The organism is Dendronalium sp. ChiSLP03b (assembly GCF_034531165.2).
Taxonomy (GTDB): Bacteria; Cyanobacteriota; Cyanobacteriia; order Cyanobacteriales; family Nostocaceae; genus Dendronalium; species Dendronalium minutum.
Genome location: NZ_JAVRBR020000014.1, coordinates 1 through 22,332 on the forward strand (window position 1 = coordinate 1; position 22,332 = coordinate 22,332).

At 41.4% G+C, this 22,332-nt stretch carries 23 protein-coding genes; 16 read left to right on the top strand and 7 right to left on the bottom strand.

The annotated features are described in order from the left end of the window. The first annotated feature begins 346 nt into the window (after positions 1-346). The gene (locus RMY31_RS02870; RefSeq protein ID WP_322664591.1) at positions 347-907 is read left to right on the top strand and encodes a sugar O-acetyltransferase; all 561 of its coding nucleotides are present in this window, start codon (positions 347-349) and stop codon (positions 905-907) included. A 228-nt stretch (positions 908-1,135) separates the two neighbouring features. Here RMY31_RS02870 and RMY31_RS02875 read toward each other — a convergent pair whose 3' ends face one another. Further along, entirely contained in the window at positions 1,136-1,519 is a 384-nt protein-coding gene (locus RMY31_RS02875; RefSeq protein ID WP_322664589.1) for a calcium-binding protein, read from the bottom strand. Positions 1,520-1,610: 91 nt separating this feature from the next. Between RMY31_RS02875 and RMY31_RS02880 the strand changes: the two genes are divergently transcribed. The 4 genes from RMY31_RS02880 to rbsK all read left to right on the top strand — a co-directional run bounded on the left by RMY31_RS02880 (position 1,611) and on the right by rbsK (position 5,191). After that, positions 1,611-1,778, top strand: a complete 168-nt coding sequence (locus tag RMY31_RS02880; RefSeq protein ID WP_409877184.1) for a hypothetical protein — start codon at positions 1,611-1,613, stop codon at positions 1,776-1,778. Between the two features lie 137 nt (positions 1,779-1,915). After that, positions 1,916-2,605 carry a hypothetical protein gene (locus RMY31_RS02885; RefSeq protein ID WP_322664587.1) on the top strand — a complete coding sequence of 230 codons (690 nt, stop codon included), beginning with the start codon at positions 1,916-1,918 and terminating at the stop codon, positions 2,603-2,605. Positions 2,606-2,991: 386 nt separating this feature from the next. After that, complete coding sequence (locus tag RMY31_RS02890; protein WP_322664585.1) at positions 2,992-3,660, top strand: PEP-CTERM sorting domain-containing protein; 669 nt, start codon at positions 2,992-2,994, stop codon at positions 3,658-3,660. A 559-nt stretch (positions 3,661-4,219) separates the two neighbouring features. After that, positions 4,220-5,191, top strand: coding sequence for a ribokinase (gene rbsK / locus RMY31_RS02895; RefSeq protein ID WP_322664583.1), 972 nt, complete (start codon positions 4,220-4,222; stop codon positions 5,189-5,191). Positions 5,192-5,258: 67 nt separating this feature from the next. Here rbsK and RMY31_RS02900 read toward each other — a convergent pair whose 3' ends face one another. After that, positions 5,259-5,690, bottom strand: coding sequence for a nucleoside deaminase (locus RMY31_RS02900; protein WP_322664581.1), 432 nt, complete (start codon positions 5,688-5,690; stop codon positions 5,259-5,261). A gap of 18 nt (positions 5,691-5,708) precedes the next feature. Here RMY31_RS02900 and RMY31_RS02905 point away from each other — a divergent pair, with 18 nt between their 5' ends. Continuing rightward, positions 5,709-6,632 carry a nucleoside hydrolase gene (locus RMY31_RS02905; RefSeq protein ID WP_322664579.1) on the top strand — a complete coding sequence of 308 codons (924 nt, stop codon included), beginning with the start codon at positions 5,709-5,711 and terminating at the stop codon, positions 6,630-6,632. 122 nt (positions 6,633-6,754) lie between these two features. Continuing rightward, positions 6,755-7,648, top strand: a complete 894-nt coding sequence (locus RMY31_RS02910) for an ABC transporter ATP-binding protein (protein WP_322664577.1) — start codon at positions 6,755-6,757, stop codon at positions 7,646-7,648. A 37-nt stretch (positions 7,649-7,685) separates the two neighbouring features. On the opposite strand, the gene RMY31_RS02915 is transcribed toward RMY31_RS02910, so the two are convergent. Continuing rightward, positions 7,686-8,492 carry an aldo/keto reductase gene (locus RMY31_RS02915; protein ID WP_322664575.1) on the bottom strand — a complete coding sequence of 269 codons (807 nt, stop codon included), beginning with the start codon at positions 8,490-8,492 and terminating at the stop codon, positions 7,686-7,688. Positions 8,493-8,870: 378 nt separating this feature from the next. On the opposite strand from RMY31_RS02915, the gene RMY31_RS02920 reads away from it, so the two are divergent. The 7 genes from RMY31_RS02920 to RMY31_RS02950 all read left to right on the top strand — a co-directional run bounded on the left by RMY31_RS02920 (position 8,871) and on the right by RMY31_RS02950 (position 15,326). Further along, a complete protein-coding gene (locus RMY31_RS02920) occupies positions 8,871-10,148 on the top strand; it encodes a hypothetical protein (protein WP_322664573.1) in 1,278 nt (425 codons plus the stop codon). 113 nt (positions 10,149-10,261) lie between these two features. Further along, entirely contained in the window at positions 10,262-10,969 is a 708-nt protein-coding gene (locus tag RMY31_RS02925) for a PspA/IM30 family protein (protein WP_322664571.1), read from the top strand. A 245-nt stretch (positions 10,970-11,214) separates the two neighbouring features. Continuing rightward, positions 11,215-11,997, top strand: a complete 783-nt coding sequence (locus tag RMY31_RS02930; protein WP_322664569.1) for a PspA/IM30 family protein — start codon at positions 11,215-11,217, stop codon at positions 11,995-11,997. A gap of 181 nt (positions 11,998-12,178) precedes the next feature. Further along, positions 12,179-12,514: a thioredoxin family protein gene (locus RMY31_RS02935; RefSeq protein WP_322664567.1), complete on the top strand. Its 336-nt coding sequence runs from the start codon at positions 12,179-12,181 to the stop codon at positions 12,512-12,514. Positions 12,515-12,571: 57 nt separating this feature from the next. Continuing rightward, the gene (locus tag RMY31_RS02940) at positions 12,572-13,819 is read left to right on the top strand and encodes an LL-diaminopimelate aminotransferase (protein ID WP_322664565.1); all 1,248 of its coding nucleotides are present in this window, start codon (positions 12,572-12,574) and stop codon (positions 13,817-13,819) included. A 221-nt stretch (positions 13,820-14,040) separates the two neighbouring features. After that, positions 14,041-14,502, top strand: a complete 462-nt coding sequence (locus RMY31_RS02945) for a PEP-CTERM sorting domain-containing protein (RefSeq protein ID WP_322664563.1) — start codon at positions 14,041-14,043, stop codon at positions 14,500-14,502. Between the two features lie 401 nt (positions 14,503-14,903). Then, complete coding sequence (locus tag RMY31_RS02950; protein WP_322664561.1) at positions 14,904-15,326, top strand: response regulator; 423 nt, start codon at positions 14,904-14,906, stop codon at positions 15,324-15,326. Between the two features lie 20 nt (positions 15,327-15,346). Here the strand turns inward: RMY31_RS02950 and RMY31_RS02955 are convergent, their stop codons facing one another. Further along, the gene (locus tag RMY31_RS02955) at positions 15,347-15,526 is read right to left on the bottom strand and encodes a hypothetical protein (protein ID WP_322664559.1); all 180 of its coding nucleotides are present in this window, start codon (positions 15,524-15,526) and stop codon (positions 15,347-15,349) included. A gap of 813 nt (positions 15,527-16,339) precedes the next feature. Here RMY31_RS02955 and uvrC point away from each other — a divergent pair. Beyond that, positions 16,340-18,217, top strand: coding sequence for an excinuclease ABC subunit UvrC (gene uvrC / locus RMY31_RS02960; protein ID WP_322664557.1), 1,878 nt, complete (start codon positions 16,340-16,342; stop codon positions 18,215-18,217). A gap of 748 nt (positions 18,218-18,965) precedes the next feature. Beyond that, positions 18,966-19,145 carry a replication restart DNA helicase PriA gene (locus RMY31_RS02965; RefSeq protein ID WP_322664555.1) on the top strand — a complete coding sequence of 60 codons (180 nt, stop codon included), beginning with the start codon at positions 18,966-18,968 and terminating at the stop codon, positions 19,143-19,145. Positions 19,146-19,188: 43 nt separating this feature from the next. Here RMY31_RS02965 and rlmN read toward each other — a convergent pair whose 3' ends face one another. From rlmN to RMY31_RS02980, 3 genes are read right to left on the bottom strand one after another with little or no spacing between them, the layout of a single operon-like run. Beyond that, positions 19,189-20,250: a 23S rRNA (adenine(2503)-C(2))-methyltransferase RlmN gene (gene rlmN, locus RMY31_RS02970; protein WP_322664553.1), complete on the bottom strand. Its 1,062-nt coding sequence runs from the start codon at positions 20,248-20,250 to the stop codon at positions 19,189-19,191. Positions 20,251-20,297: 47 nt separating this feature from the next. Further along, the gene (locus RMY31_RS02975) at positions 20,298-21,710 is read right to left on the bottom strand and encodes an ATP-binding protein (protein WP_322664551.1); all 1,413 of its coding nucleotides are present in this window, start codon (positions 21,708-21,710) and stop codon (positions 20,298-20,300) included. Positions 21,711-21,717: 7 nt separating this feature from the next. Beyond that, entirely contained in the window at positions 21,718-22,269 is a 552-nt protein-coding gene (locus RMY31_RS02980) for a heme NO-binding domain-containing protein (protein WP_322664548.1), read from the bottom strand. Positions 22,270-22,332: the final 63 nt, after the last annotated feature.

Genomic DNA, 22,332 nt, shown 5'->3' on the forward strand with positions numbered 1-22,332 from the left:
CATTTTAAATATGATAAATTTACATTTTTAAGAAATTAAACCTCTTCTACCTTGAGAACTGTAATTTTTTGCCAAGATATTGAGATTGCTTCCTCACGTTGCAATGATGCATCTGAATTATTGTCAACTCCAAGTATCAACATGGACAAGGTTGAAATGAAAAATATTTTTAAATTTTTGGTTTTTAATATATTAGGTTAAATTTATTTATGGAAAAATGTTGGTATTACTACTATGCCGCATATAGTTATATTAAAAGTTTCAATTTTATGTTAATAAAATATATATTGATTTAAAATGAATTATTTAATATAAATTTTATTCAATTAAACTTAAATAATCTGTGATGGAACGAACAGAAAAGCAAAAAATGCTCGCAGGCGAGTTATATCTTGCAGACGAGCCCGAACTAGCTTCTGAGAACAAAAGAGCCAGTCGTCTTCTACGAATGTACAACGCTACAACAGAAGAACAACAGGAACAACGAAAGCAAATTTTGCAAGAATTGTTCAAAAAAGTAGGCGAAAAAATATCTATTGTGCCACCATTTCACTGCGACTATGGCAGTAATATTTCTGCTGGCAATGGATTATATATGAACTATGGTTGTGTGATTTTAGACTGCAATACAGTTGAAATTGGCGATAATGTCTTATGCGCCCCTTACGTGCAGATTTATACTGCTTATCATCCTATAGAACCAGAAATTCGACTTTCTGGTAGAGAACTCGCTGCCCCAATTAAAATTGGTAATAATGTCTGGATTGGTGGTAGTGCAATTATTTGTCCAGGGATAACAATTGGCGACAATACTACTATTGGTGCTGGTAGTGTAGTTGTTAAAAGTATCCCAGCAAATGTTGTAGCTGCTGGCAATCCCTGCCGCATCATTCGGCATTTATCCTAAGATTTATAGCGGTTTGGGGAGTCAGAAGTCAGAAGTCAGGAGGACTTTATATTCTGACTCTTCGTTGGACAACAGGAAGTGGGGAACGTAGGGAGAAGAGGTAGATGGAGACACGGAGATACAGGAGTTTTTTCTTTCTTTAGGTTCGGAAGTTTGGATTCGACGGTAACCGCTAAGACCCCAACTTCTTCACCGCGTCTCCGCGTCTTCTTTCTCTGCCTTCTGCCTTTAAAATTTGTACCCTCTAGCAAGCCAATAGTGCCAATCTGCGATCGCTTCTTGAGTTTCGCTATCTGCATCAATGGCTTCTATTTCTGATAGCTTGGCAGAAAACACGTCTTCATCCGTGCCATCTGGATACACTACTTCCACATACATATCTTTTAAGCACTCATCATCTGGTGCCATTCCTAGCACCTCGACTTTTTTCTCCTCAACGGCAGATGTTTTGCGTGACTTCTTCTTCCACGTAGCCATAAAAGGTACGTTCAGAGTATCGTCGAGGTAGTAGTACCAACCCATCGCCCGTTCTTCTTTATCATCATCAGCATCAACAATTATCTCTGTTTCGATGCGATGCTCTCGGTTTTCGTCGCGTTCAACACTAGGCATAGGAAAGAGATTTGGGTATTATGCACCTTGATATGTTATATCTTTTTGGCGATTTCTGTCGATAAATCTCTGCTCTACCAAAAAACTACCTTTGGACAATACCGAACAGGGCTATCTGTGTCAATTCCTTTCTGCTGTCTCAGCCGACCGCGAAACGAGCAAATCATTTGGATTTAATCTATTTTTAGGCTTTCTCCCAGAAATAGGGGAATATCAGCTGTTAGTGGCAGATTTGCAAAAGTTGGTGACAGCTCGATAAAGCTATACAGTTCGGTTAAGAAAGTTGTGTGTTAAGGCGAGTAGAGTGAGATGAATTAGTGAAAAATAGCGATCGCTTCTGAGTTTACCTACACTTATCTTGACTTTTATCCATTTTTAGCGATGTGATGAGCAGTTATGATTGTGCCAAGGGTAGGCGATCGTAGCAGTCTCAAGATTTACTTGATAAATGGTTTATCTGTGATAAAAATTCATCGAATTGTAAAGATATTTATTCCTATTTGTTTAGCTTTGATATGCATTATCGTTTTGGTTAGCTTTCAATCACCAGATAATAAACGGGCTAACTTGTGTTGCACTACCAAACCTCTGACTCAAATCAAAGTTAATCGTTACGATGTTAATGGAATTAAATTGCGCGGTGGGACATTTACCAGAAAAGTTTCTTTTGATAGTACTAAAGAGCTAAAAGTAATCATTTTTCCCGAAGCGCTTTCCACTCAAATTTGGTCGAAAGTTTCCCCATCATCAATTAAATATATTGGTAAGGGTGGTGATGATAGTTGGAAAGAATGGTTGCGTCCCGATTATTTTTATTTACTCGAAGTTCCCCCACAAGCAACAGCCTTAGCTTTTGGCAGACTTTGTTATCGCAATGGAGATGTTGAGGTTGAGTCTATCAAAAAGCTGAAACAAATTTCTTCGGGGAAAATAATCATCAATGACAAAATATATCTTTCTGTTTCATCCCCACGACCAATGATTAATCCATATACTGTCATCGTCAATACTGGAAGTAATCGCCGAGATACACTTGGTACTCAAACTGAGGTGTATTTCACGATAGAAAACCTCAAGCTTGATTAAAAATTCAGATTTATCCCAATGATTTAGCGTATGTAAATGCTTATAGTTGCTTCTATCTTATGTAATATTTAGCTTAAGCGGTTACTAAAATTTTTAAGTCAATATAGCTGTTGTTTAAATTTTATGAGTCAGGCGATCGCAATCAAAACACTTATAAAATTTTGCCTATCAAAAGCACGAGCGATCGCTGAAAGTATCAACAAACTTGATTCTTGCTTTGTCTTTAAAGCACAATTAAGCATAAAATATGACTAATTTTTTGCACTATATATAACTTTCATATTGAACTTAAATGTTGTTAGTAACTTTACTTAATTAAAATAAAAACTTTAAATAAAACAATTAGTCAATTTTGTATTATTAACGACATAGGACAAGGAGTATCTATGCGTTTTTCTCAGCTTGGAGTAATTCTTGGTTGTACGGCAGTAGTTTGTGGATTGATTGCGCCTCTACAGGCAAAAGCTGTTAATTATCAGGTGAAGTCCGGTGTTACAAGCGTCTATCACGACCTCAGCTATCTAAGTAGTATTGGGTTAAACTTGACAGGTACTAATAATACAGTCGAACCAATCAACAGCGATTTTATAGTTGGCTTTGACATTGACCCAACTACTAACTTCACCTTCAGTGACACGGGCAGTTTCACTCCGCTCTCAGGTACAATCAAACACACTGGTACTGTTACATTTAATAATCAAACTACTATTGGTAACTTTGCTATTAGTTTTGATTCGACACGTGCCATTAACAATGCCAGTGGTCTTTATTTAAAAGACACATATTCTCTCAATACAATTTTGTTTGATTTGAGCGCACCGGAAAATGTAACATTAAATGGTAACAATTTAACCCTCAATAAAGTTAATTTACTGTTTTCTCCGGAGTTTGCTAAGATAATTGGCAATCCTAGCTTGGCAGGTAATCTAGCTGGAGTTGCACGAATTGATGCAAAAGTTGTTCCAGCTAATGCAGTACCCGAACCAACAAGTACGCTAGCTTTTTTGGCAGCAGGTGTAGGTCTGTTAGTAGTTAAGGTTAAAAAACAGATATAATCACTAATTTTAGCCAAAACATTGCTGTGTAGATTCAATAAGATTCGGGGCAATCATTCCATGAGTAGCAACTACTGGTAATATCAAGTTCGGCTAATTACTTACAATATGGTTGGTCTTTTTGGTAATTGGTAATTGGTAATTGGTGATGGGTGAACAGTTGTGTTTTTCTTTCCCATTACCCATTACCGACCCTCACAGATATCATAAGTATTCAACTGGACATGATATAAATCAATCTCGGCAGCTATTGAATCTTCACAGCAATTAATTCTAGTAGCACAATGCTACTAGTACAATGGGCGCGTAAATAAACCACCCCTTCGGGTGACGCTCCTGCGTCGCTAACGCTGCGCTAACGGCAGTTCCTCATGGGGGGAACCCCCAAGACCAGACTGCCTCACTATTCCAAATCAATGAAACGTTTACTCTGTATTCATTTTTAATTTTTAATTCAGCCTTGCGGTACTAGCTATATATCAGTTAATACACCAACCCAAGATGCGATCGCCTCCTGTAGTATTAGGCTTAATGCTTTTAAGATAAACAAAAATGGAATATGAGCATTATTGTCTTCGGCAGCATCAATATAGATTTAGTAGCAACAGCACCCCGGTTGCCAGTCGCTGGAGAAACATTGCTAGGAGAAGATTTTTTTAAAATACCCGGAGGCAAAGGCGCAAACCAAGCGGTAGCATTAGCGCGGTTAGGAATTCCTACTCAGATGGTGGGACGTGTTGGCGCAGATAGTTTTGGTGCAGAACTTGTTAGTAATTTGCAAGCTGCTGGTGTACGGACTGACAATATCTTTGTAGATGAAACCGTTAGTTCTGGAGTCGCCATTATTACTGTAGGCAGTGCAGGCGAAAATCAAATCATCGTCATTCCTGGGGCAAATAGACGTGTCAATCAAGAAGATGTAGAGCGATTATCTCACTTATTACCAACAGCTACAGCACTGCTTTTACAACTAGAAATACCGATTGCTGCTGTGGTGGCAGCTGCCAAAGCAGCACAAGATGCAAATATTACAGTAATTCTCGACCCCGCACCCGCACAATCTAATTTACCAGACGAACTTTATCCGTTAGTGGACATTATTACGCCGAACGAAGTTGAAGCTGGGCAATTGGTGGGTTTTGTTGTAGATGGAGAGAAATCAGCAGCAAAGGCAACCGAAATTTTATTGCAACGGGGTGTGAAATCTGCGATCGTCAAACTGGGTACTAAAGGCGTTGTTTGTGCCACCGCTGAGGAAACTTTTTTTGTACCAGCATTTCCAGTTCATGCAGTTGACACCGTTGCTGCTGGTGATGCTTTTAATGGTGGTTTAGCAGCAGCACTTTTTACAGGACTTTCTTTAAATCAGGCAGTTATTTGGGGTGCAGCTGCGGGTGCTTTGGCAGCCACAAAACTAGGGGCACAAACTTCGCTGCCTGATAAGTTGACTTTTGATGCTTTTCTCAAGGAAAGGGGAGTGGGGCAAATAGAGAGACGCGGGGACGCGGGGATGGGGAGACGTGGAGAATAACCGCTGACTCTTGCCTATTGCCTTCTAACAACTGACAACTGTACAGACGCGATTAATCGCGTCTGTACTACTTACCAATATCCTCATTCCAAAGTTCGGGGTTAGTTTCAATAAACTCACTCATCATCTGTTCGCATTCGTCAAGATTGAGGTCAATTACTTCCACGCCGTGGGATACCATAAATTCTTTAGCACCGGGAAAAGTGCGTGATTCTCCGGCGATGACTTTTTTAATGCCAAATTGCACCACTGCCCCAGCGCACAAATAACACGGCATTAAGGTTGAATATAATGTTGTACCTTTGTAGTTGCCAACTCTACCAGCGTTGCGGAGACAATCGATTTCGGCATGGGTGACAGGATCGCCATCTTGTACGCGCTTGTTGTGTCCTCTGCCGAGAATTTTGCCATCCTTGACGAGAACGGAACCGATGGGAATTCCACCTTCTTGTCTACCTTGTTTTGCTTGTGCGATCGCAGCTTCCATAAATTCATCCATTTGTTAATTCTCCTGTATATGTCAAAACAACTCGTATTAATGGATCACGATGGCGGCGTAGATGATTATCTAGCAACTATGCTGCTGTTGACGATGGATAGCATAGAACTTCTTGGCGTTGTTGTCACTCCAGCTGATTGCTATATCCAACCAGCCGCTAGCGCTACACGTAAAATTCTAGATTTGATGGGATTTTCTCATATCCCAGTTGCAGAAAGCACAGTGCGGGGTATTAATTCCTTCCCGTATCTTTATCGGCGTGATTCGTTTGTTATTGACCATTTGCCAATTCTCAATCAAAGCGAAATTGTAAATACACCTCTGGCTGCACAAACAGGTCAAGATTTCATGGTAAAAGTGTTGCGCGAGGCATCAAAACCAGTCACGCTGATGGTGACAGGGCCGTTGACGACAGTAGCAACGGCACTGGACAAAGCACCAGACATTGAAGCGAAGATTCAAAAGATAGTCTGGATGGGGGGTGCGTTAAATGTTTCTGGCAATGTGGAAAAAAATTGGGAACCAGGACAAGACGGTTCTGCCGAATGGAATGTTTATTGGGACGCAGTTTCAGCAGCGCGGGTGTGGGAAACACAACTTGAAATTATTATGTGTCCTTTGGATTTAACGAACAATGTGCCCGTTACATCGGAATTAGTGTACAAAATGGGGCGACAACGCCACTATCCTATCTCTGATTTAGCAGGACAATGTTATGCATTGGTTATTCCCCAAGATTATTATTTTTGGGATGTGTTGGCAACAGCTTATCTGGGACATCCAGAATTTTATCAATTGCGCGAATGGGAAACAGAAATTATTACTACTGGTCTCAGTCAAGGGCGTACTAAAGTAGTGTCTGGTGGTCGCAAGATTTATGCAATGGATAAAGTAGATAAAGAAGCTTTTTACGCTTACATTTTGCGGCAATGGGCAAGGTAAAAATTAAAACCACTCTCTGTGCATAAGGACAAGCAATTTGCTCTCATGTAGTCATTTGAGTTAGACGAACGTACTAACAGAACTTAAACTAGGCCTAATCCGAACAAATACTTACATTTGCTATGTTGATAATTGAAAATTTAAATAAGTATTATGGGCAAAGAAAAGTTTTACAAGATTTGAATTTGCATATTAATGCAGGAGAAATTTACGGTTTGTTAGGGGCAAATGGAGCCGGGAAGACAACGACAATTAATATTATTTGTAATTTACTCAAAGCTGACAGCGGTAATATCGCAATTAATAATCAACCAGTTTCCGAAGCAACAAAAAAAATAATTGGTGTCGCGCCTCAAGAAAATTTACTGTATAAAAGTTTGACTTGTGAAGAAAACCTGAAATTTTTTGCTGATATTTATGGTTTAAACCGCGAAAGTTGTCAAAAACAGGTAAAAGAAACCTTGGCGGCAGTAAACTTACTAGATAGAGCAAAAAGTCCAGTAGAAAACCTTAGCGGTGGGATGCGGCGGCGATTGAATATTGCATTAGCTTTGGTACATCAGCCGAAATTAGTGATTCTTGATGAACCTACAACTGGGTTAGATATTGAAGCGCGATACGAAATATGGGAGTTAATTGGGCAACTCAAAAATCAGGGAATTACGATTTTGCTGACGACTCATTTATTAGATGAAGCAGAGCGTCTTTGCCAGAGAATTGGTATTTTGAAAAATGGTCGAATTTTAGCTGAGGGTAGTTTAGCTGAGTTACGCACATTAATTCCAGCACAAGAAATTGTAGCACTACAGACCACACAAAAAGAACAAGCGATCGCCCGTGCCCAAGAATATGGCTTTACCCATAGGCGTTATGGTAACGAACTAGCTTTTTGGTTACCAGAACATCTGGAATTAAAAGAAATTATTGCCCGCTTTGAAGGAATAGCAATTGATTCGATTTCTCGTCAGCCAGTACGATTAGAGCATATTTATTTAGAAATAACGCAAAATAATTAGTAGTTCATAATTACGAATTACGAATTACCAATTATCTTTATTCCCATTGAGTCTCGAATGCATCTTGCCCATTTCCATAAATCAAATCTCCATATTTCTGCCAATGAGTAGCTTCTTGTGAAGACAATGGGGGTGCGTGCAACACAGAAAGGTTTTGCTCTAATTGCTGCGTAGTCTGTGGGGCAGTGAGTGCCAGACGTACCGCAGGATGGTGTAGTACATAGCGGTAACAGTCTGCTGCCGTAGGTGGTTCTGCTTGCCAGTCGGGATGTCCTTTGAGTAGCGATCCCCAACGCGTGCAAGTAAACGCCACTACAGGAACGTCCAAGCTTTGAGCAGCGGGCAAAACATCCTCTTGGACTTTACGGTGTGCCATATTGTAGCGGTGCATTAACACGTCACACTGACCGCTTTCGATTAATTCTTTGGCAATGCGTCGGTTGTGAGTAGTAACTCCTACGTAGCGTAAAATTCCAGAGTCCTTCCAATACCGTAATGCCTCAAGCACCTCGCACACCTGATTGATGTCATCACTAGGGGAGACATATTCGACAAAGAACACATCTACTCCATTAATGTTAAGGCGATCGCGCACACAGTTGAGATAATTACGTAAAGAGATAATATCTCGGTCTTCACTCCCCGTTGCGATCAAAACTTGTTCGCGCTTTGCCCCCAACAAAGATTTTAGTCCATCCAAAAAGTTTTCAACTTTGAGATCGTAAAAGAAGAAATAATTAATTAGAGCCTCAAAGGCCACCGAGACGCAAGTAGCATCCATTTGCTGTTGCCCTGCTAAACCGAGAATGCTTGCTGGCTGCCCTTGTGGCGTTACTATTTCCACACTCAACTACCCTGCTTCTACAACTTAGGTTGCCTTTAGTAATAGTATCTAGGAATTGCAAAGATGAAGAATAGGCAACGGATTTGTGATAAAGATTGTTAATCCAAAATTATCATCAGGTCTTACACTCTAGATTTTCGCACTTTGGAAATTTTGGATTGGCGATCGCAACAGATTTTAAGATTTCCACGATCGAAAAGCTGTTAAAGTCTGAAATTACAGATTCAGGTGAGGTGGGTAATGAGCGATGCCTGACTCTCAAGCAACAGCTCGCCATCACATGATTCCACTTGACGTAACCTATTCTGCTTAATTTTCGCTAGTATTGGCACAAATATCTCTATTAATCCAGCAGTACACGTTTCAGGCACAGAGGCAATGAGTCAAAACCCCTCGATAGATTCCGGCACTCAATCGTCTAAATCTGGGTTGAGGCCGGCATTAGCATCAGCACTAGCGAGTTTAGAAGTGCAGCTAGATCAGGAGTTAGCCCGATACCGACGCACGCGAATTGGCATGAGGACACCAAATCAATCCCGTGTGGGCAGTTATATCAGCAGTCAACCCCAAGAACTGACAGAAACTACTGCAACAGTGGGCAAAACTCAGCCATCAGCAGCAGAAATGAAAATTGATATACCACCTGTATCTGTGCCCAATCAGCTTCCAAAAAACTCAGCACCAGCTACACCCAAGACTGAAGCACTAGATAATCCCGAAGTCTCCTCTAACCCTGATGCTAAAACACAACTTCCACTGCCCCCACTAGATAACAGTAGTAGCATAGTGCCTGCGGTAGTTAAAGATGCTCAAAAGGACAATCTTCCGCAGGCAAATGACGCTCCCAAACAGCCTGACGATTACTTGGAATCGAGTGAAGCACTACTGCGAAGTTTGACAGATGAACAACCACAAACAAGAAAGCCCAGCAATTCTAGCGACAGTCTGCTATCACCTTTGGGTATAGGCTCGATGTTACTGCTATTAGTGGCTAGTCTCACCTTGGGCTATGTAGTGTTCAATCCCAAAAGTTTGCCTCAGTTGAATCTAGGCAAATTATTTAATGGTAACTCGTCTCCTAGTGCGGAAAATCCTCAAGAATTTGGGACTAATCCCCAATCTCAGCCTCAGCCAGAACTCACGCCTATACCCAGGTATCCGAATTTAGCCGCTAAAGAATTTCCAGAAGTTAGAGATCCCAATGATGTAGTTGGTTTACAGCCGAAAGTTCAACCAACCCCTACAACATTGCCTAACCCGATTTATGCTCAACCAGCCAATCCTCCAGTTGTCAATCCGCTACCAATCGACCCTCCTCTACCACAGACGCAGCCTTTGCCTCCTTTGATACCTCCAGTATCAACGTTACGACCTTCGCCCCAGCCAACTATAACGCCACCAAAGATCGATTCAGAAATCACACCAGCAGCAGATGGGTTTTATCATATAGTGACGGACAATCAAGGCGATGCCGCTTGCGGCAAGCCTTGCAGTCTACGCGCTCTCGCTAATGCGAGAAAAGTAGTTCCCGATGCTTACTTATCACGCAGCCAAAAATTGATTTATCTCGGTGCGTTGAAAACAAAAGAAGAAGTACAACGAAGGTTGCAAGAATTACAAGTTAAGGGAATTAAAGCACGGGTTGAGCAACCATGAGTTGCAAAAATCTACAATAGGATGAGGGTACTGGGGATTGATTATTCTTCTTGTTCCCCTAATCCCTAGTCTCGCGCGAAGCGCTTTGGGCAAAAAGTGAATGGAGAGCTGACATGGAACTAATCAAGCGTATCCTGCGGGTGATTCGCGCTAATCTCAATAGTTTGATTGGCAGTGCAGAAGATCCAGAAAAGGTTCTGGAACAAGCTGTTATGGAAATGCAAGAAAATTTGGTGCGATTGCGGCAAGGGGTAGCGCAAGCGATCGCTACTCAAAAACGCACTGAACGGCAAGCTGCTGCTGCCCACTCAACATCAGAAGAATGGTATCGCCGCGCCCAACTAGCACTGCAACAAGGTAACGAACCTTTAGCCAGAGAAGCTCTCACTAAACGTCGAGCTTACCAAGAAACTGCCACAGCCCTTACTAACCAAATAGGGCAGCAAAACGATGTGGTAGCTAGGCTCAAAAAGGATATGCGGACGCTAGAGTTAAAAATTTCTGAGGCCAAAACTAAAAAAGATATGTACATTGCTCGCGCCCGTTCTGCCGAGGCTTCTTATCGACTTCAAGAAATGCTCGACGGAGTTTCTCCCAACAGCAGCCTCAATGCTTTTGAGCGCATGGAAGATAAAGTTTTGCAGATAGAAGCGAAATCCGAAGCGATCGCAACTCTGGGTAGCGATGACTTGCAAAAACAATTTGACTCTCTAGAGTCTGCTAGTGACATCGATACAGAACTAGCAGCCATGAAGGTACAGGTGTTAAATGAAGGCAAAAACCCACCGCAACAACAGTTAAGCGAAGGTTCAGAGCCTTGAAGATTGGGCAGAGGGGCAGGGGAGCAGAGGGGCAGAGGGGAAAGAAAGCTTGTCTGGTATTTTTGGCTTTTGTTAACTGAATAGTTATTTCCGCAACGCTGGACTAGAGTATATCTTTACAATAAACGGGCGTTGGGGTGTACCGAACCAAACCGGAAAGATTACATTGAAATAGGAAGCTATTAAATAATAAAAAAGCTAACTGTCCAACAAAGCGCGTAAACTCCAAAAGGAAAAACAAAATTATGGGATTATTTGATCGTATTAAGCGAGTAGTTAGTTCTAATCTGAACGACTTAGTCAATAAAGCTGAAGACCCCGAAAAAATGCTAGAGCAAGCCATCCTGGAAATGCAGGAAGACTTGGTACAGTTGCGTCAGGGAGTTGCCCAAGCGATCGCCGCTCAAAAACGTACAGAGAAACAGTACAATGATGCCCAAAATGAAATTAATAAGTGGCAACGCAATGCCCAATTGGCGCTGCAAAAAGGTGATGAGAACTTAGCACGACAAGCGCTAGAACGCAAAAAGACTTTTACCGACACCAGTACAGCCCTGAAAACTAGCTTGGATCAGCAAAGCACTCAGGTTGAAACTCTCAAGCGCAACTTAATCCAGCTAGAAAGCAAGATTTCTGAGGCTAAGACCAAAAAAGAAATGCTCAAAGCGCGGATTACTACTGCCAAAGCCCAAGAGCAACTTGAAGGTATGGTGCGTGGGATGAACAGCAACAGTGCTATGGCTGCCTTCGAGCGGATGGAAGAAAAAGTCCTGATGCAAGAAGCTCGTGCCCAGTCAGCAGCAGAGTTGGCAGGTGCAGACCTAGAAAGCCAATTTGCCCGGTTGGAATCGGGTAGCGATGTTGATGATGAATTGGCAGCTTTGAAAGCATCACTAGCTCCTGCAAGTCCAGCAAATCAACCCCAACTGCCACCACAACAAACCACCCCTCCCAACACCGCTTCCCAATCTAATGAAGTGGTTGATGCCGAGTTGGAGTCCCTACGCAAGCAATTGGATCAATTGTAACATTTGTATAATACCGAATTTGAGCAGTCCCACACCTACTGGTTGTGGGATTTTGCTTCAATAGTCAACTGTTAGTTGTTTATCTTTACCACTGACAACTGACTACTGACCGCTGACCCTCAGATTGAGATAGAGTATTTTGTGTGTCAACTTTGAACGATGCCACCTAATGGAGACTGCAATGAGTAAAGGTGTAACCACCATCACTGATGCCGAGTTTGAAACACAAGTGTTAAAAGCCGAGCAGCCTGTATTAGTTTACTTTTGGGCTTCCTGGTGTGGACCGTGTCAATTGATGTCGCCGCTGATTAATTTGGCTGCAACCACATACAGCGATCGCCTCAAAGTCGTCAAAATGGAAATCGATCCGAATCCTGCCACTGTCAAGCAGTACCAGGTGGAAGGCGTTCCAGCGCTCAGGCTCATTCAAGGTGAGAAAATATTAGTATCCACTGAGGGAGTTATTGGCAAAGATAAACTACTCAGCCTCCTAGATACGCACTTAAATAGTAATTAGTCCATAGTCTAACCATTTTCGACTATTGACTATTGACCCCCTTGAGCATTGACCAACATGCAATTTGCAAAGCGTTTACAAACCCTGCAATCCAACGTATTTGCTGATATGGATAGAGCCAAGGCAGTGGCTCGCTCAGCAGGACGACAAATAATTGATTTGTCACTAGGTTCTTCTGATTTACCCGCCCAGGCGCACGTTATCGAGGCGATCGCCCAATCTCTCCACGACCAAAGTACCCACGGTTACTTGCTGTTTCACGGTACTCAAGCATTTCGCCAAGCCGCAGCTCATTGGTACGAACAAAAATTCGGCATCAGTGTCGATCCAGAAACTGAGGTGTTGCCCCTGATTGGTTCTCAGGAAGGGACTGCCCATTTACCCCTAGCACTGCTCGACCCTGGAGATTTTGCCCTGTTGCTCGATCCAGGCTACCCCTCCCATGCTGGGGGAGTTTATCTAGCCAGTGGGCAAATCTACCCGATGCCCTTACTCGCAGAAAATTATTTTCTCCCAGTATTGGCAGATATTCCTGCCGCTGTCTTAGCCCAATCGCGGATGATGGTGTTGAGCTATCCTCACAATCCGACTGCGGCGATCGCACCTTTATCTTTCTTCCAAGAAGCTGTAGCTTTCTGTCAGCAACACAACCTTGTCTTAGTTCACGATTTCCCCTACGTAGATTTAGTATTTGAGGAAACTGGAGACTGGAGAAAAAAAGTACATGGAGACAATTCCCTCCCCGCGTCCTTGAGTCCCCGCGTCCCCGCGTCCTCTTCCCGCTCCCTAGTCCCTTCAATTCTGCAAGCTGACCCAGATAAAAGTGTCTCGATTGAATTTTTCACCCTTTCTAAGTCTTACAATATGGGCGGCTTCCGGATTGGCTATGCCATTGGCAATGCTCAGTTAATTAACGCCTTACGTCAAGTCAAAGCAGCCGTCGATTTTAATCAGTATCGGGGGATTTTGAATGGGGCGATCGCAGCTCTAACAGGTCCCCAAGTGGGGGTAAAAGATTCAGTAGCTACCTTCCGCAAACGTCGCGATGCCTTCATCAATGCTTTACACCAAATCGGTTGGCAAGTTCCTACTCCTAAAGCCACGATGTATATTTGGGCTAAGTTACCCGCACAGTGGAATCAAAATTCTATAGAATTTTGCACCCAATTAGTCAAACAAACCGGTGTTGCGGCTTCCCCTGGTGCTGGTTTTGGCAAATCTGGGGAAGGTTATGTTCGTTTTGCTTTAGTGCATGAGCCACCTTTATTAGAAGCTGCTGTCCGGAGAATTGCGGAGTCTCTTTAATTGAAGGATAAAGTTTTTATCTGAGATTTACAGTAAATTTATGAGTTGCCATCTGTACTGAGGTACTTTCGGGATAAACTACAAAAAAGTCTTTGCAAGTATTAAAGATACTAAAACTTAACAGTGGAAAGTATCTTTATTCTTGGTCTCAAATTTCATTCCTAAAACTCAGTAATACAGTGTGCATGGCAGGCAATTTCAAAAAAATAAGTATTTGTACTTTGACTTTTATTGTTATTGGTGTATTAGAGCAGGCTCCTGTTTTGGCCTTAACTATTGCGTCAACACAAGCGACTTCCATAACAGAAAGTTCTCCTGGCGTTAGCGGTTCCCAAGTAGTGAATATACTGAGTAACGGGGAAATTACAGATGAAACGAACTCAGAAAAAAATGAGTTACTATTGCTTGCTACACGCAACATCGAGGAAATAATTCAAGCTAGTGAAGTTTCTGTGGTGACAATTGACGAGACAACGCGCTACTACATCGCTCAAACACCTGTTACCAAACAAGATACCTTTACACCTGCTTATAGAAATGTCTGGGTAAAGCCAAATGACGTACCCCTCAAACGAAAAGTGCCAGAACCTTCCACAGTACTAGGATTAATATCTATGATTGGCTGGTTCGGCACTCAGCGCAAAGGAAGAACAGCAAACAAGTCAGGGAGCAGGGTAGTATAAGGCTACAGTTTCAAAACGAACAAAAGAGGTAAAAGAAGCAGTTAGCTTCTTTTTTTATAATTTTTTAATATTTTTACTGTAAAATTACGGTTGTTTCCCAAACATTTCTTGACACAATAGTTAGATATATTTATTTACCGAGATCGCTAAAAATGACTTATTTTTAAAGTCAGCTAAGAATTTATTATCGTAAAGGAAAAGGAGTCAAAGTTATCATTAAGTTTTGCTAAATTTTAGGTAATAGGATAATATCCTGAAGCAGAGGAGTGCAGATAATTTTAATCTTTGTCAATTGTGAGTACCTGACATCAGCAAAATTTCCCTTCATGAGAACTTCACATTAATTTTATTTGAGTTCCTTCGCAAAGATGGTTGACTTTTAACCTAAGATAATACTAAAAATGACAGCACATCTACTTACTATAGAGCGGCAAATAAAGTCGCCTCAAGCAAGACGAGTTCTATTAATTGAAGATAATGATGTCAATAGGATGCTGCTGAGTGACTATCTCAGCTACTGTGGATATGATGTCCAAAGTTTATCAGATGCATCTACTTTTTTTGCAACTATAGAAAAATTCCAGCCTGAGTTAATGTTGTTAGACTTAAAATTACCAGGTGTTGACGGTTATCTGCTGCTAGAACAAATTCAGCAAAAGCCAAATTTATCAAAGATACCGATTATCGTAGTTTCAGCTTTTGCTTTTAAAGCCGATCGAGAACGAGCTATGAATCTAGGCGCTAGCCGCTACTTAATCAAACCTGTAAATCTAACCGAACTGCTTCTAGCAATTGAAGAAGAATTATCTTGTATTCCCATATAAAATTTGTTGTTAGTGCAAAACTATTCAGTTCTTTGAGTGTTAATAAACTCTTCGACATTTTCACTAAGGTGTTGCACAGAATTGCCGATTTCATAAATCTTGCGTTGTACTTGTGCTAGCATCAAAACTGCTGTTTGTAGTTCGTTTAATGCCTCAGCCATAGCCTCGCGGTAACTAGATTCAAACTCTTGTAGATTCATAAATTTGCTCTCGGCTAAAATCACTCCCTCATTTATAATTAAATCATAGCTATAAATGTAAGTTGCCAAAACCGTTAATTCGCTTAATCTTTGATATTAAATTAATAATCCGAAATATTGCCTATCTCAAAATGGCTAAATAAATCTCTCATTTAATTAGATAATAGATATATAGAGCCAGTTTGTACAAAGCACAAGAATATAATTTACAACTGAAACTACAAAAACTTTAAGAACAACAACAAATAATAATTTTTGAACTTTCAAAATAATATATGAATTTCAAATTATTGATAAAAAATCGAGGAAACCTTATAAAAACTACTAAAAATATGTAGGTAAACCATTTTAGATTTTGCGAAAAGTTTAGCCAGTCGCGTGGTATGGCAGTCCGATCTAATATCAAGCCCGGCTAATTAGTTATAATTCCTGAATCAATGCAGAAAGCCCGAAAACCTTCCCTCTGCGACGGATACTTTCACGCCAGTTGCTTCAAGTCGGCAGAGCCGACGACAGTCGCTTCAAGTCGGGAAACCCGCCTCGCCCACAACGCTGTCTCTCCAAAGCACTGGCTCCTCAACGGGGGGAACCCTCCGAAGTTAGCTTGGAGGGAGACCCTCCTGGCGACTTCTCTCCGCACGGAAGTGTCGTCACCTCGCGGTCTTAATGATAAGTCTTTAATCGGACATGACATCAGGGGTTTTTCCGACTTGCACGACCTGGTGTGCTATGAGGTTTTCTCTACCAGCAAAAAAATTTATTTTTTCTTAAAATAGTAAGTGGGTAAATTTGTAAAATTACCTAAGTTGGGTTGTGACAACATCTGTTCAAATACCACCATTGCTTAAAGATCCAGATCGTCTGGAAAGCCGTCTAGCCGAAATTCCACCGGAACCGGGAGTTTATTTCATGCGCGACGGAAGCGATCGCATTATCTACATAGGTAAATCCCGCAAGTTGCGATCGCGTGTCCGTTCTTACTTCCGGGAAGGGTACACCAAAAGCGAACGCATCGCCACCATGGCTAAGCAGGTGAGCGAAATTGAATTCATCGTCACCGATACCGAAGCTGAAGCCTTGGCGCTGGAAGCTAACTTAATCAAGCAGCACCAGCCATACTTTAACGTGCTGCTTAAAGATGATAAAAAATATCCCTATGTCTGCATTACTTGGTCAGAAGATTATCCACGAATATTTATTACTCGTAAACGCCAACGAGGCAAAGAAAAGGATAAATTCTACGGCCCTTATACTGATGCTGGTTTGTTGCGAGAAATTTTACGAATTAGTAAGCGGATATTTGCACTGCGACAACGACCTCAACCATTATTTAAAGACCGTCCTTGCTTGAATTATGATATGGGGCGTTGTCCGGGTGTGTGTCAGCAGTTGATTTCACCAGAAGAATACCGCAAAACTGTACAAAAGGTGGCGATGGTATTCCAAGGTCGAACTCAGGAACTGATTGACATTTTGACAGAACAAATGCACAAATCAGCAGAGGCGTTGAACTTTGAGTCAGCGGCGCGGATTCGCGATCAAATAGCTGGGTTAAAGTCGCTGACTGCGGATCAAAAAGTATCTTTACCAGATGATACAGTTTCACGGGATGCGATCGCACTGGCTGCCGACGCACAACATGCCTGTATTCAATTATTCCAGATTCGGGCTGGGCAACTGGTAGGACGTTTAGCATTTGTGGCAGATACTCACGCCGAACCAGGAGCTATCTTACAAAGAGTTTTAGAAGAACACTACCAAACTGCTGACTCAGTGGAAATACCCACAGAAATTTTAGTACAGCACGAGTTACCAGAGGTAGAGATATTGGCGGATGTCTTGACTCAGCGTAAGGGAAGAAAAGTGACGATTTTAGCTCCCCAGCGGCAAACCAAGGCAGAATTGATTGAAATGGTAGAGCGCAATGCTCAATATGAATTGCAAAGAATGCAGAAATTGAGCGATCGCAACCAGCAAGCAATGCAAGATTTAGCCACGATTCTCGATTTACCCGACTTACCTCACCGCATCGAAGGTTATGATATCTCTCACATTCAAGGTTCCAATGCTGTAGCTTCCCAAGTAGTGTTTATCGACGGTTTACCTGCTAAGCAGCATTATCGTCACTACAAAATTAAAAATCCCACAGTTACAGCCGGACACTCAGATGATTTTGCTAGCTTGGCTGAAGTTATTCAGCGGCGGTTTCGCAAGTATAGTGAAGATCCACAATTATCAAGAGTAGGTAATCCCGACTGGCCTGATTTAATTATGATTGATGGCGGTAAAGGTCAGTTATCATCAGTTGTCGCCGTTTTGCAAGAGCATAATTTGTTAGAAGACTTACGAGTTGTAAGTCTAGCAAAGCAGCGAGAAGAGATTTTTTTACCAGGAGAATCTCAACCCTTGGAAACTGAGGCAGAACAACCAGGGGTGCAATTGTTACGAAGATTGCGAGATGAAGCGCATCGGTTTGCAGTGACTTTCCATCGTCAGCAACGCAGTGATAAATTGAAGCGATCGCGTTTAGATGAAATTCCCGGCTTGGGACACCACCGCCAGAAGCAGCTTTTAGGGCATTTTCGCTCAGTAGACTATATTCGGCAAGCCACACCTCAACAACTAACTGAGGTTGCAGGAATAGGCCCGCATTTAGCTCAAGAAATTTACGATTATTTTCATCCCTCATGAGGTGAAAATAGCAATCGTAATCTTACGTAATAAAAGACAATACGCAGAAGTTATGGATAATTGATAACTGGGAAAACCCATTACCGATTACCCATTGCCCATTAACCATTACCAACCACTAGATTAGCAGACGTACCTGATGCATTCTTTGCGTCTACACATTTTCAGTGGATGTAAAGAAACATTTCTGTTTCTTAGAAGCGCCCCACTGGCAGCACAGCACCCGCTACGAATGAAACAAACAAAATACTCCGTATTTTTACTCCTAACTCAGCACTCAGCACTGTTTCTTGCTCTTTTAACTTTACTTCTAAGTAAGAGTTCATTACAGACTATTAAGAACGCTATATGGTTAGTAAATATTAACTAAAGCTTAAGAGCGATATTTTGTTACGAAATATACAGTATTTTCTAGCTTTTAATTTTTGAATACAAGAACAGCTTTTTTTGTGTTTATCTAAGATGACTGCAAATAAGGCTTTCTCAAGCCATTAGTCATAGGGATCGCTGAATCTCTAAGTCGTATACCATCAGGAAAATCATTTATGTGTCTAAAGTGGGATGATAAAATCACCTAGATTTTAGGACAATAGTTGAAGATTAATCAAAGTTTTTCAAAGATAAAATCTTTTTTAAAATAATCGGTTAATATATTGGCTGTTTGTTAACTTTGGTCAAACCAAAAATATTAGCTAGCTTAATTGACGGTTTTTTCTCAGACGAACTTATTACAACCAAAGGTAAAAAAATGCATACAGTACAAAAAATTCACTGTCCAAACTGTGGCAGTGCAGGAGAACGTCACTATATTTCTGATAGTCAAATAACTCGCACGCAATGCCCAGCTTGTGACTACTTAATGATTAGTTGCACTCGCACAGGCAGAGTGATTGAGGCTTATGCCCCAGGTATTTTGGCAAGAAGATAAAGGTCAAAAGGGAAAAGAAGTAGACATTCTTTCTTTGGTCTTTTTACTTTTTATTTATTCTCAGTTGTCCACAAGCAGCGTCAGCTTCTAACCCACGGGAGTAGCGGACGCTAACAGCTATTTGTTGTTGCTTGAGGATGTTAACAAAAGCTTGAATGCGATCGCGATTGGGGCGTTTGTAATCAACTTCTGCAATGGGGTTGTAGGGAATCAAATTCACATGGCTTTGGAAACCTCGCAGACGTTTTGCTAATTCCAATGCTTGTTCTGGCAAATCGTTCACCCCAGCCAAGAGAATATATTCAAAAGATACACGTCGCCCTGTAATTTCCACGTATTCCCGACATTCAGCTAGTAAATCCTCTAGTGGGTAGGGGCGGGCACTAGGTATTAGTTGTTCCCGTAGTGCTTGGTTGGGTGCGTGGAGACTAACAGCAAGAGTGATTTGCAAATGGTGTTGGGCTAACTGACGGATGCGATCGCGAATACCCACTGTAGAAACAGTAAGCGATCGCTGTCCTATACCGACATCTTGATTTAGAGATCTCAAAGCTGCGAGGACATTCTCGGTATTCAACAATGGTTCGCCCATGCCCATGAATACTACATGGCTAACCCGCTGCTGAAAATCTTCTTGGACAGTTAACACTTGATCGACAATTTCATACCTTGCGAGGTTGCGCTTGTAGCCACCTTTGCCAGTAGCACAGAAATCACACGCCATTGGACAACCCACTTGGGTAGAGACACATACTGTTAAACGCTTGTCTGTGGGAATGCCAACGGTTTCAATAATTTGACCGTCTGTCAGTTGTAAGAGGTACTTGATTGTGCCATCGGGTGCAACAGCGCGGTGGTGTATATTTGAACGTCCAATGGAAATTTTTGCCAGTTCTGCACGCCATTGTTTGGGAAACACAGAAATATCACAAAGCGATCGCACTCCCTTTTGATAAATCCACTCATGCAATTGCTTTCCTCTATAAGCGGGTTGTCCCTGCTGTTGCACCCAAGTGCTTAACTCGGCTAGCGAAGCACCTACTAAAGGAGGAATTATTTCTGATGTTCTTGAGTCAACCGAAGAAATAAGAGGCGTAGCAGACATAACAAAACCAAGAGTTGATATTGGATCTCTATCCTACAGCTTCCAAATTAACTCAGTTGCCTGAGGGGAATCTCAATCACAAACTCGGCCCCTTCTTTGGGTGTCGAAATACACTCTAACTTACCGCCATGTTTATCTACCACAATTTGATAGCTGATGGATAATCCCAAACCGGTACCTTTTCCTACAGGTTTAGTAGTAAAGAAGGGGTCAAATAATTTAGTTCTAACTTTCTCTGTGATGCCCGAACCATTATCTTTGATACTGATTAGCAAACGCTGTCGATTTTGTACTTGAGTGCGAATTATAATGCGACTGGGATTTTGTTGAATCTCTTCTTGGGAGCGGTTTTGATCGTGCTGATGTAAAGCATCAATTGCATTATTCAAGATATTCATAAATACCTGATTCATTTGTCCCGCATAGCATTCCACAAGAGGGATATCGCTATATTCTTTAATAACTTCTATTGACTGCTGTTGTGATTTTGCTTGAAGACGATGCTGCAAAATCAGTAATGTACTATCGATACCCTCATGAATATCAACAAGTTTCATTTCTGCTCGATCGAGTCGCGAGAAGTTGCGTAAAGTTTTGACAATCTCACAAATCCGACTAGCACCAAATTCCATGGAAGATAAAATTTTTGGTAAATCCTCTATGATAAACTCTAAGTCAAAAGTATTAAGTAATGCTTGGATTTGTATACTATCTTGCTGATAAATTTTTTGGTATAGTTTGATGAGACTCAGTAAATTTTGAGTATATTCATTAATATATTTAAGATTGCCGTAGATAAAATTTACAGGGTTATTAATTTCGTGCCCAACTCCAGCTAATAACTGACCCAGTGAAGACATTTTTTCAGTTTGAATCAGTTGAGACTGGGTTTGTTGCAATTCCTTAAGAGCTTGTTCTAAATCTTGAGCTTGTGTTGCGGCAATCTTAGCCAAAGATTCTTGCACTTGTAATGCTTTTTCTAGCTCTGACTGGCGCTGTATCAGTTCATCTGTTAATTTTTTGATATCCTCCAACGCGTTGTTTTTAGCTTTGATCGTAAAAATCAAGTCAACAGTTTGGTCGTGCATCGCAAAGTCTTTAAGCTTAAGATTGTAGTCAGAGATAGCAGTCAAATCATTTACCCAAACAGAGCAGAGAAAAAGCATAACATCCTGCTCTGGAATATACATCATTTGCCCTTTGAGAAGGATGCCATTGTCCAGAGATTCAAACAGAAATAAAGAGTCAAGCCGCTTAGCGATCGCTGTAAAATCAATCTGAATATTGGGACGCTTAATCTGAAAATGTTGCTCGATTAATTTGCCCAGCAAAGGTTCTGGGTGTACGCGTTGCAAAACTTCCCCAACCTGTAAAATTTTCCTCTCCCGATTGAATACAATATGAAATGGAAAAGCTTGATTAAATAACTGTGGGGGAATATTAAATTGAGGAGAACTCATGAAGTAGTTAGTTAGATTTATACTCAATCAAGAAAGCATCATGGTCGGCACCTTCTTCTCGATTTTGAGTCTGAGTAATGTTCACTTCTGTATTGAATTTTGTTCCCAAACCCCTGAGTAAGCCAACAACCATTGGAGCTAATCCTTGTCGTATGGAATGGTAGTGTAATTCCAAGGAATTTTTTTCTATTTCAGTACAATCAAACGAAGGAGGATGATATTGCGGGAAATTGACACTCAGACGAGTGTGAAGGTCATCCAAATTTGCCAAAAATTCTGGTAGGTTATCCCCACTCATATCCAGCATTGCACCGTAGCCCACCTTGCCAGTGTACTGTATCCAATACTCTCCAAAGGCTTGCATAACTTCCGTAGCAGATAAATCCAGCGCCTCACTTGTCGCCTTCACCAATCTGTGAGTTAGGTCATCAGGATAGGGTTCCATCCTCAGAAAAGTCTCTAACTCTATTTCTGCCTTTTTTTTGATCGTTTGCCAAGTTTCTTCACCAAAGCGATCGCGCACCATATCCTGAATCGCTTTATTTATTAGCCCGTACATTTATGCATTCCTTTATTATTAGATTCTTTGAAAGTAGACAGTATACCAAATAAACATTCCACA

Bases quoted from the DNA above. Each gene is read 5' to 3' on its own strand.
- RMY31_RS02905 (WP_322664579.1), top strand. From the start codon at position 5,709: ATGTCAAAACAACTCGTATTAATGGATCACGATGGCGGCGTAGATGAT.
- RMY31_RS02955 (WP_322664559.1), bottom strand. From the start codon at position 15,526: ATGAATCTACAAGAGTTTGAATCTAGTTACCGCGAGGCTATGGCTGAG.
- RMY31_RS02980 (WP_322664548.1), bottom strand. From the start codon at position 22,269: ATGTACGGGCTAATAAATAAAGCGATTCAGGATATGGTGCGCGATCGC.
- rlmN (WP_322664553.1), bottom strand. From the start codon at position 20,250: ATGTCTGCTACGCCTCTTATTTCTTCGGTTGACTCAAGAACATCAGAA.
- RMY31_RS02870 (WP_322664591.1), top strand. From the start codon at position 347: ATGGAACGAACAGAAAAGCAAAAAATGCTCGCAGGCGAGTTATATCTT.
- RMY31_RS02975 (WP_322664551.1), bottom strand. From the start codon at position 21,710: ATGAGTTCTCCTCAATTTAATATTCCCCCACAGTTATTTAATCAAGCT.
- RMY31_RS02935 (WP_322664567.1), top strand. From the start codon at position 12,179: ATGAGTAAAGGTGTAACCACCATCACTGATGCCGAGTTTGAAACACAA.
- RMY31_RS02950 (WP_322664561.1), top strand. From the start codon at position 14,904: ATGACAGCACATCTACTTACTATAGAGCGGCAAATAAAGTCGCCTCAA.
- RMY31_RS02920 (WP_322664573.1), top strand. From the start codon at position 8,871: ATGAGTCAAAACCCCTCGATAGATTCCGGCACTCAATCGTCTAAATCT.
- rbsK (WP_322664583.1), top strand. From the start codon at position 4,220: ATGAGCATTATTGTCTTCGGCAGCATCAATATAGATTTAGTAGCAACA.
- RMY31_RS02890 (WP_322664585.1), top strand. From the start codon at position 2,992: ATGCGTTTTTCTCAGCTTGGAGTAATTCTTGGTTGTACGGCAGTAGTT.
- RMY31_RS02965 (WP_322664555.1), top strand. From the start codon at position 18,966: ATGCATACAGTACAAAAAATTCACTGTCCAAACTGTGGCAGTGCAGGA.
- RMY31_RS02885 (WP_322664587.1), top strand. From the start codon at position 1,916: ATGATTGTGCCAAGGGTAGGCGATCGTAGCAGTCTCAAGATTTACTTG.
- RMY31_RS02900 (WP_322664581.1), bottom strand. From the start codon at position 5,690: ATGGATGAATTTATGGAAGCTGCGATCGCACAAGCAAAACAAGGTAGA.
- RMY31_RS02925 (WP_322664571.1), top strand. From the start codon at position 10,262: ATGGAACTAATCAAGCGTATCCTGCGGGTGATTCGCGCTAATCTCAAT.
- RMY31_RS02875 (WP_322664589.1), bottom strand. From the start codon at position 1,519: ATGCCTAGTGTTGAACGCGACGAAAACCGAGAGCATCGCATCGAAACA.
- RMY31_RS02910 (WP_322664577.1), top strand. From the start codon at position 6,755: ATGTTGATAATTGAAAATTTAAATAAGTATTATGGGCAAAGAAAAGTT.
- RMY31_RS02930 (WP_322664569.1), top strand. From the start codon at position 11,215: ATGGGATTATTTGATCGTATTAAGCGAGTAGTTAGTTCTAATCTGAAC.
- RMY31_RS02940 (WP_322664565.1), top strand. From the start codon at position 12,572: ATGCAATTTGCAAAGCGTTTACAAACCCTGCAATCCAACGTATTTGCT.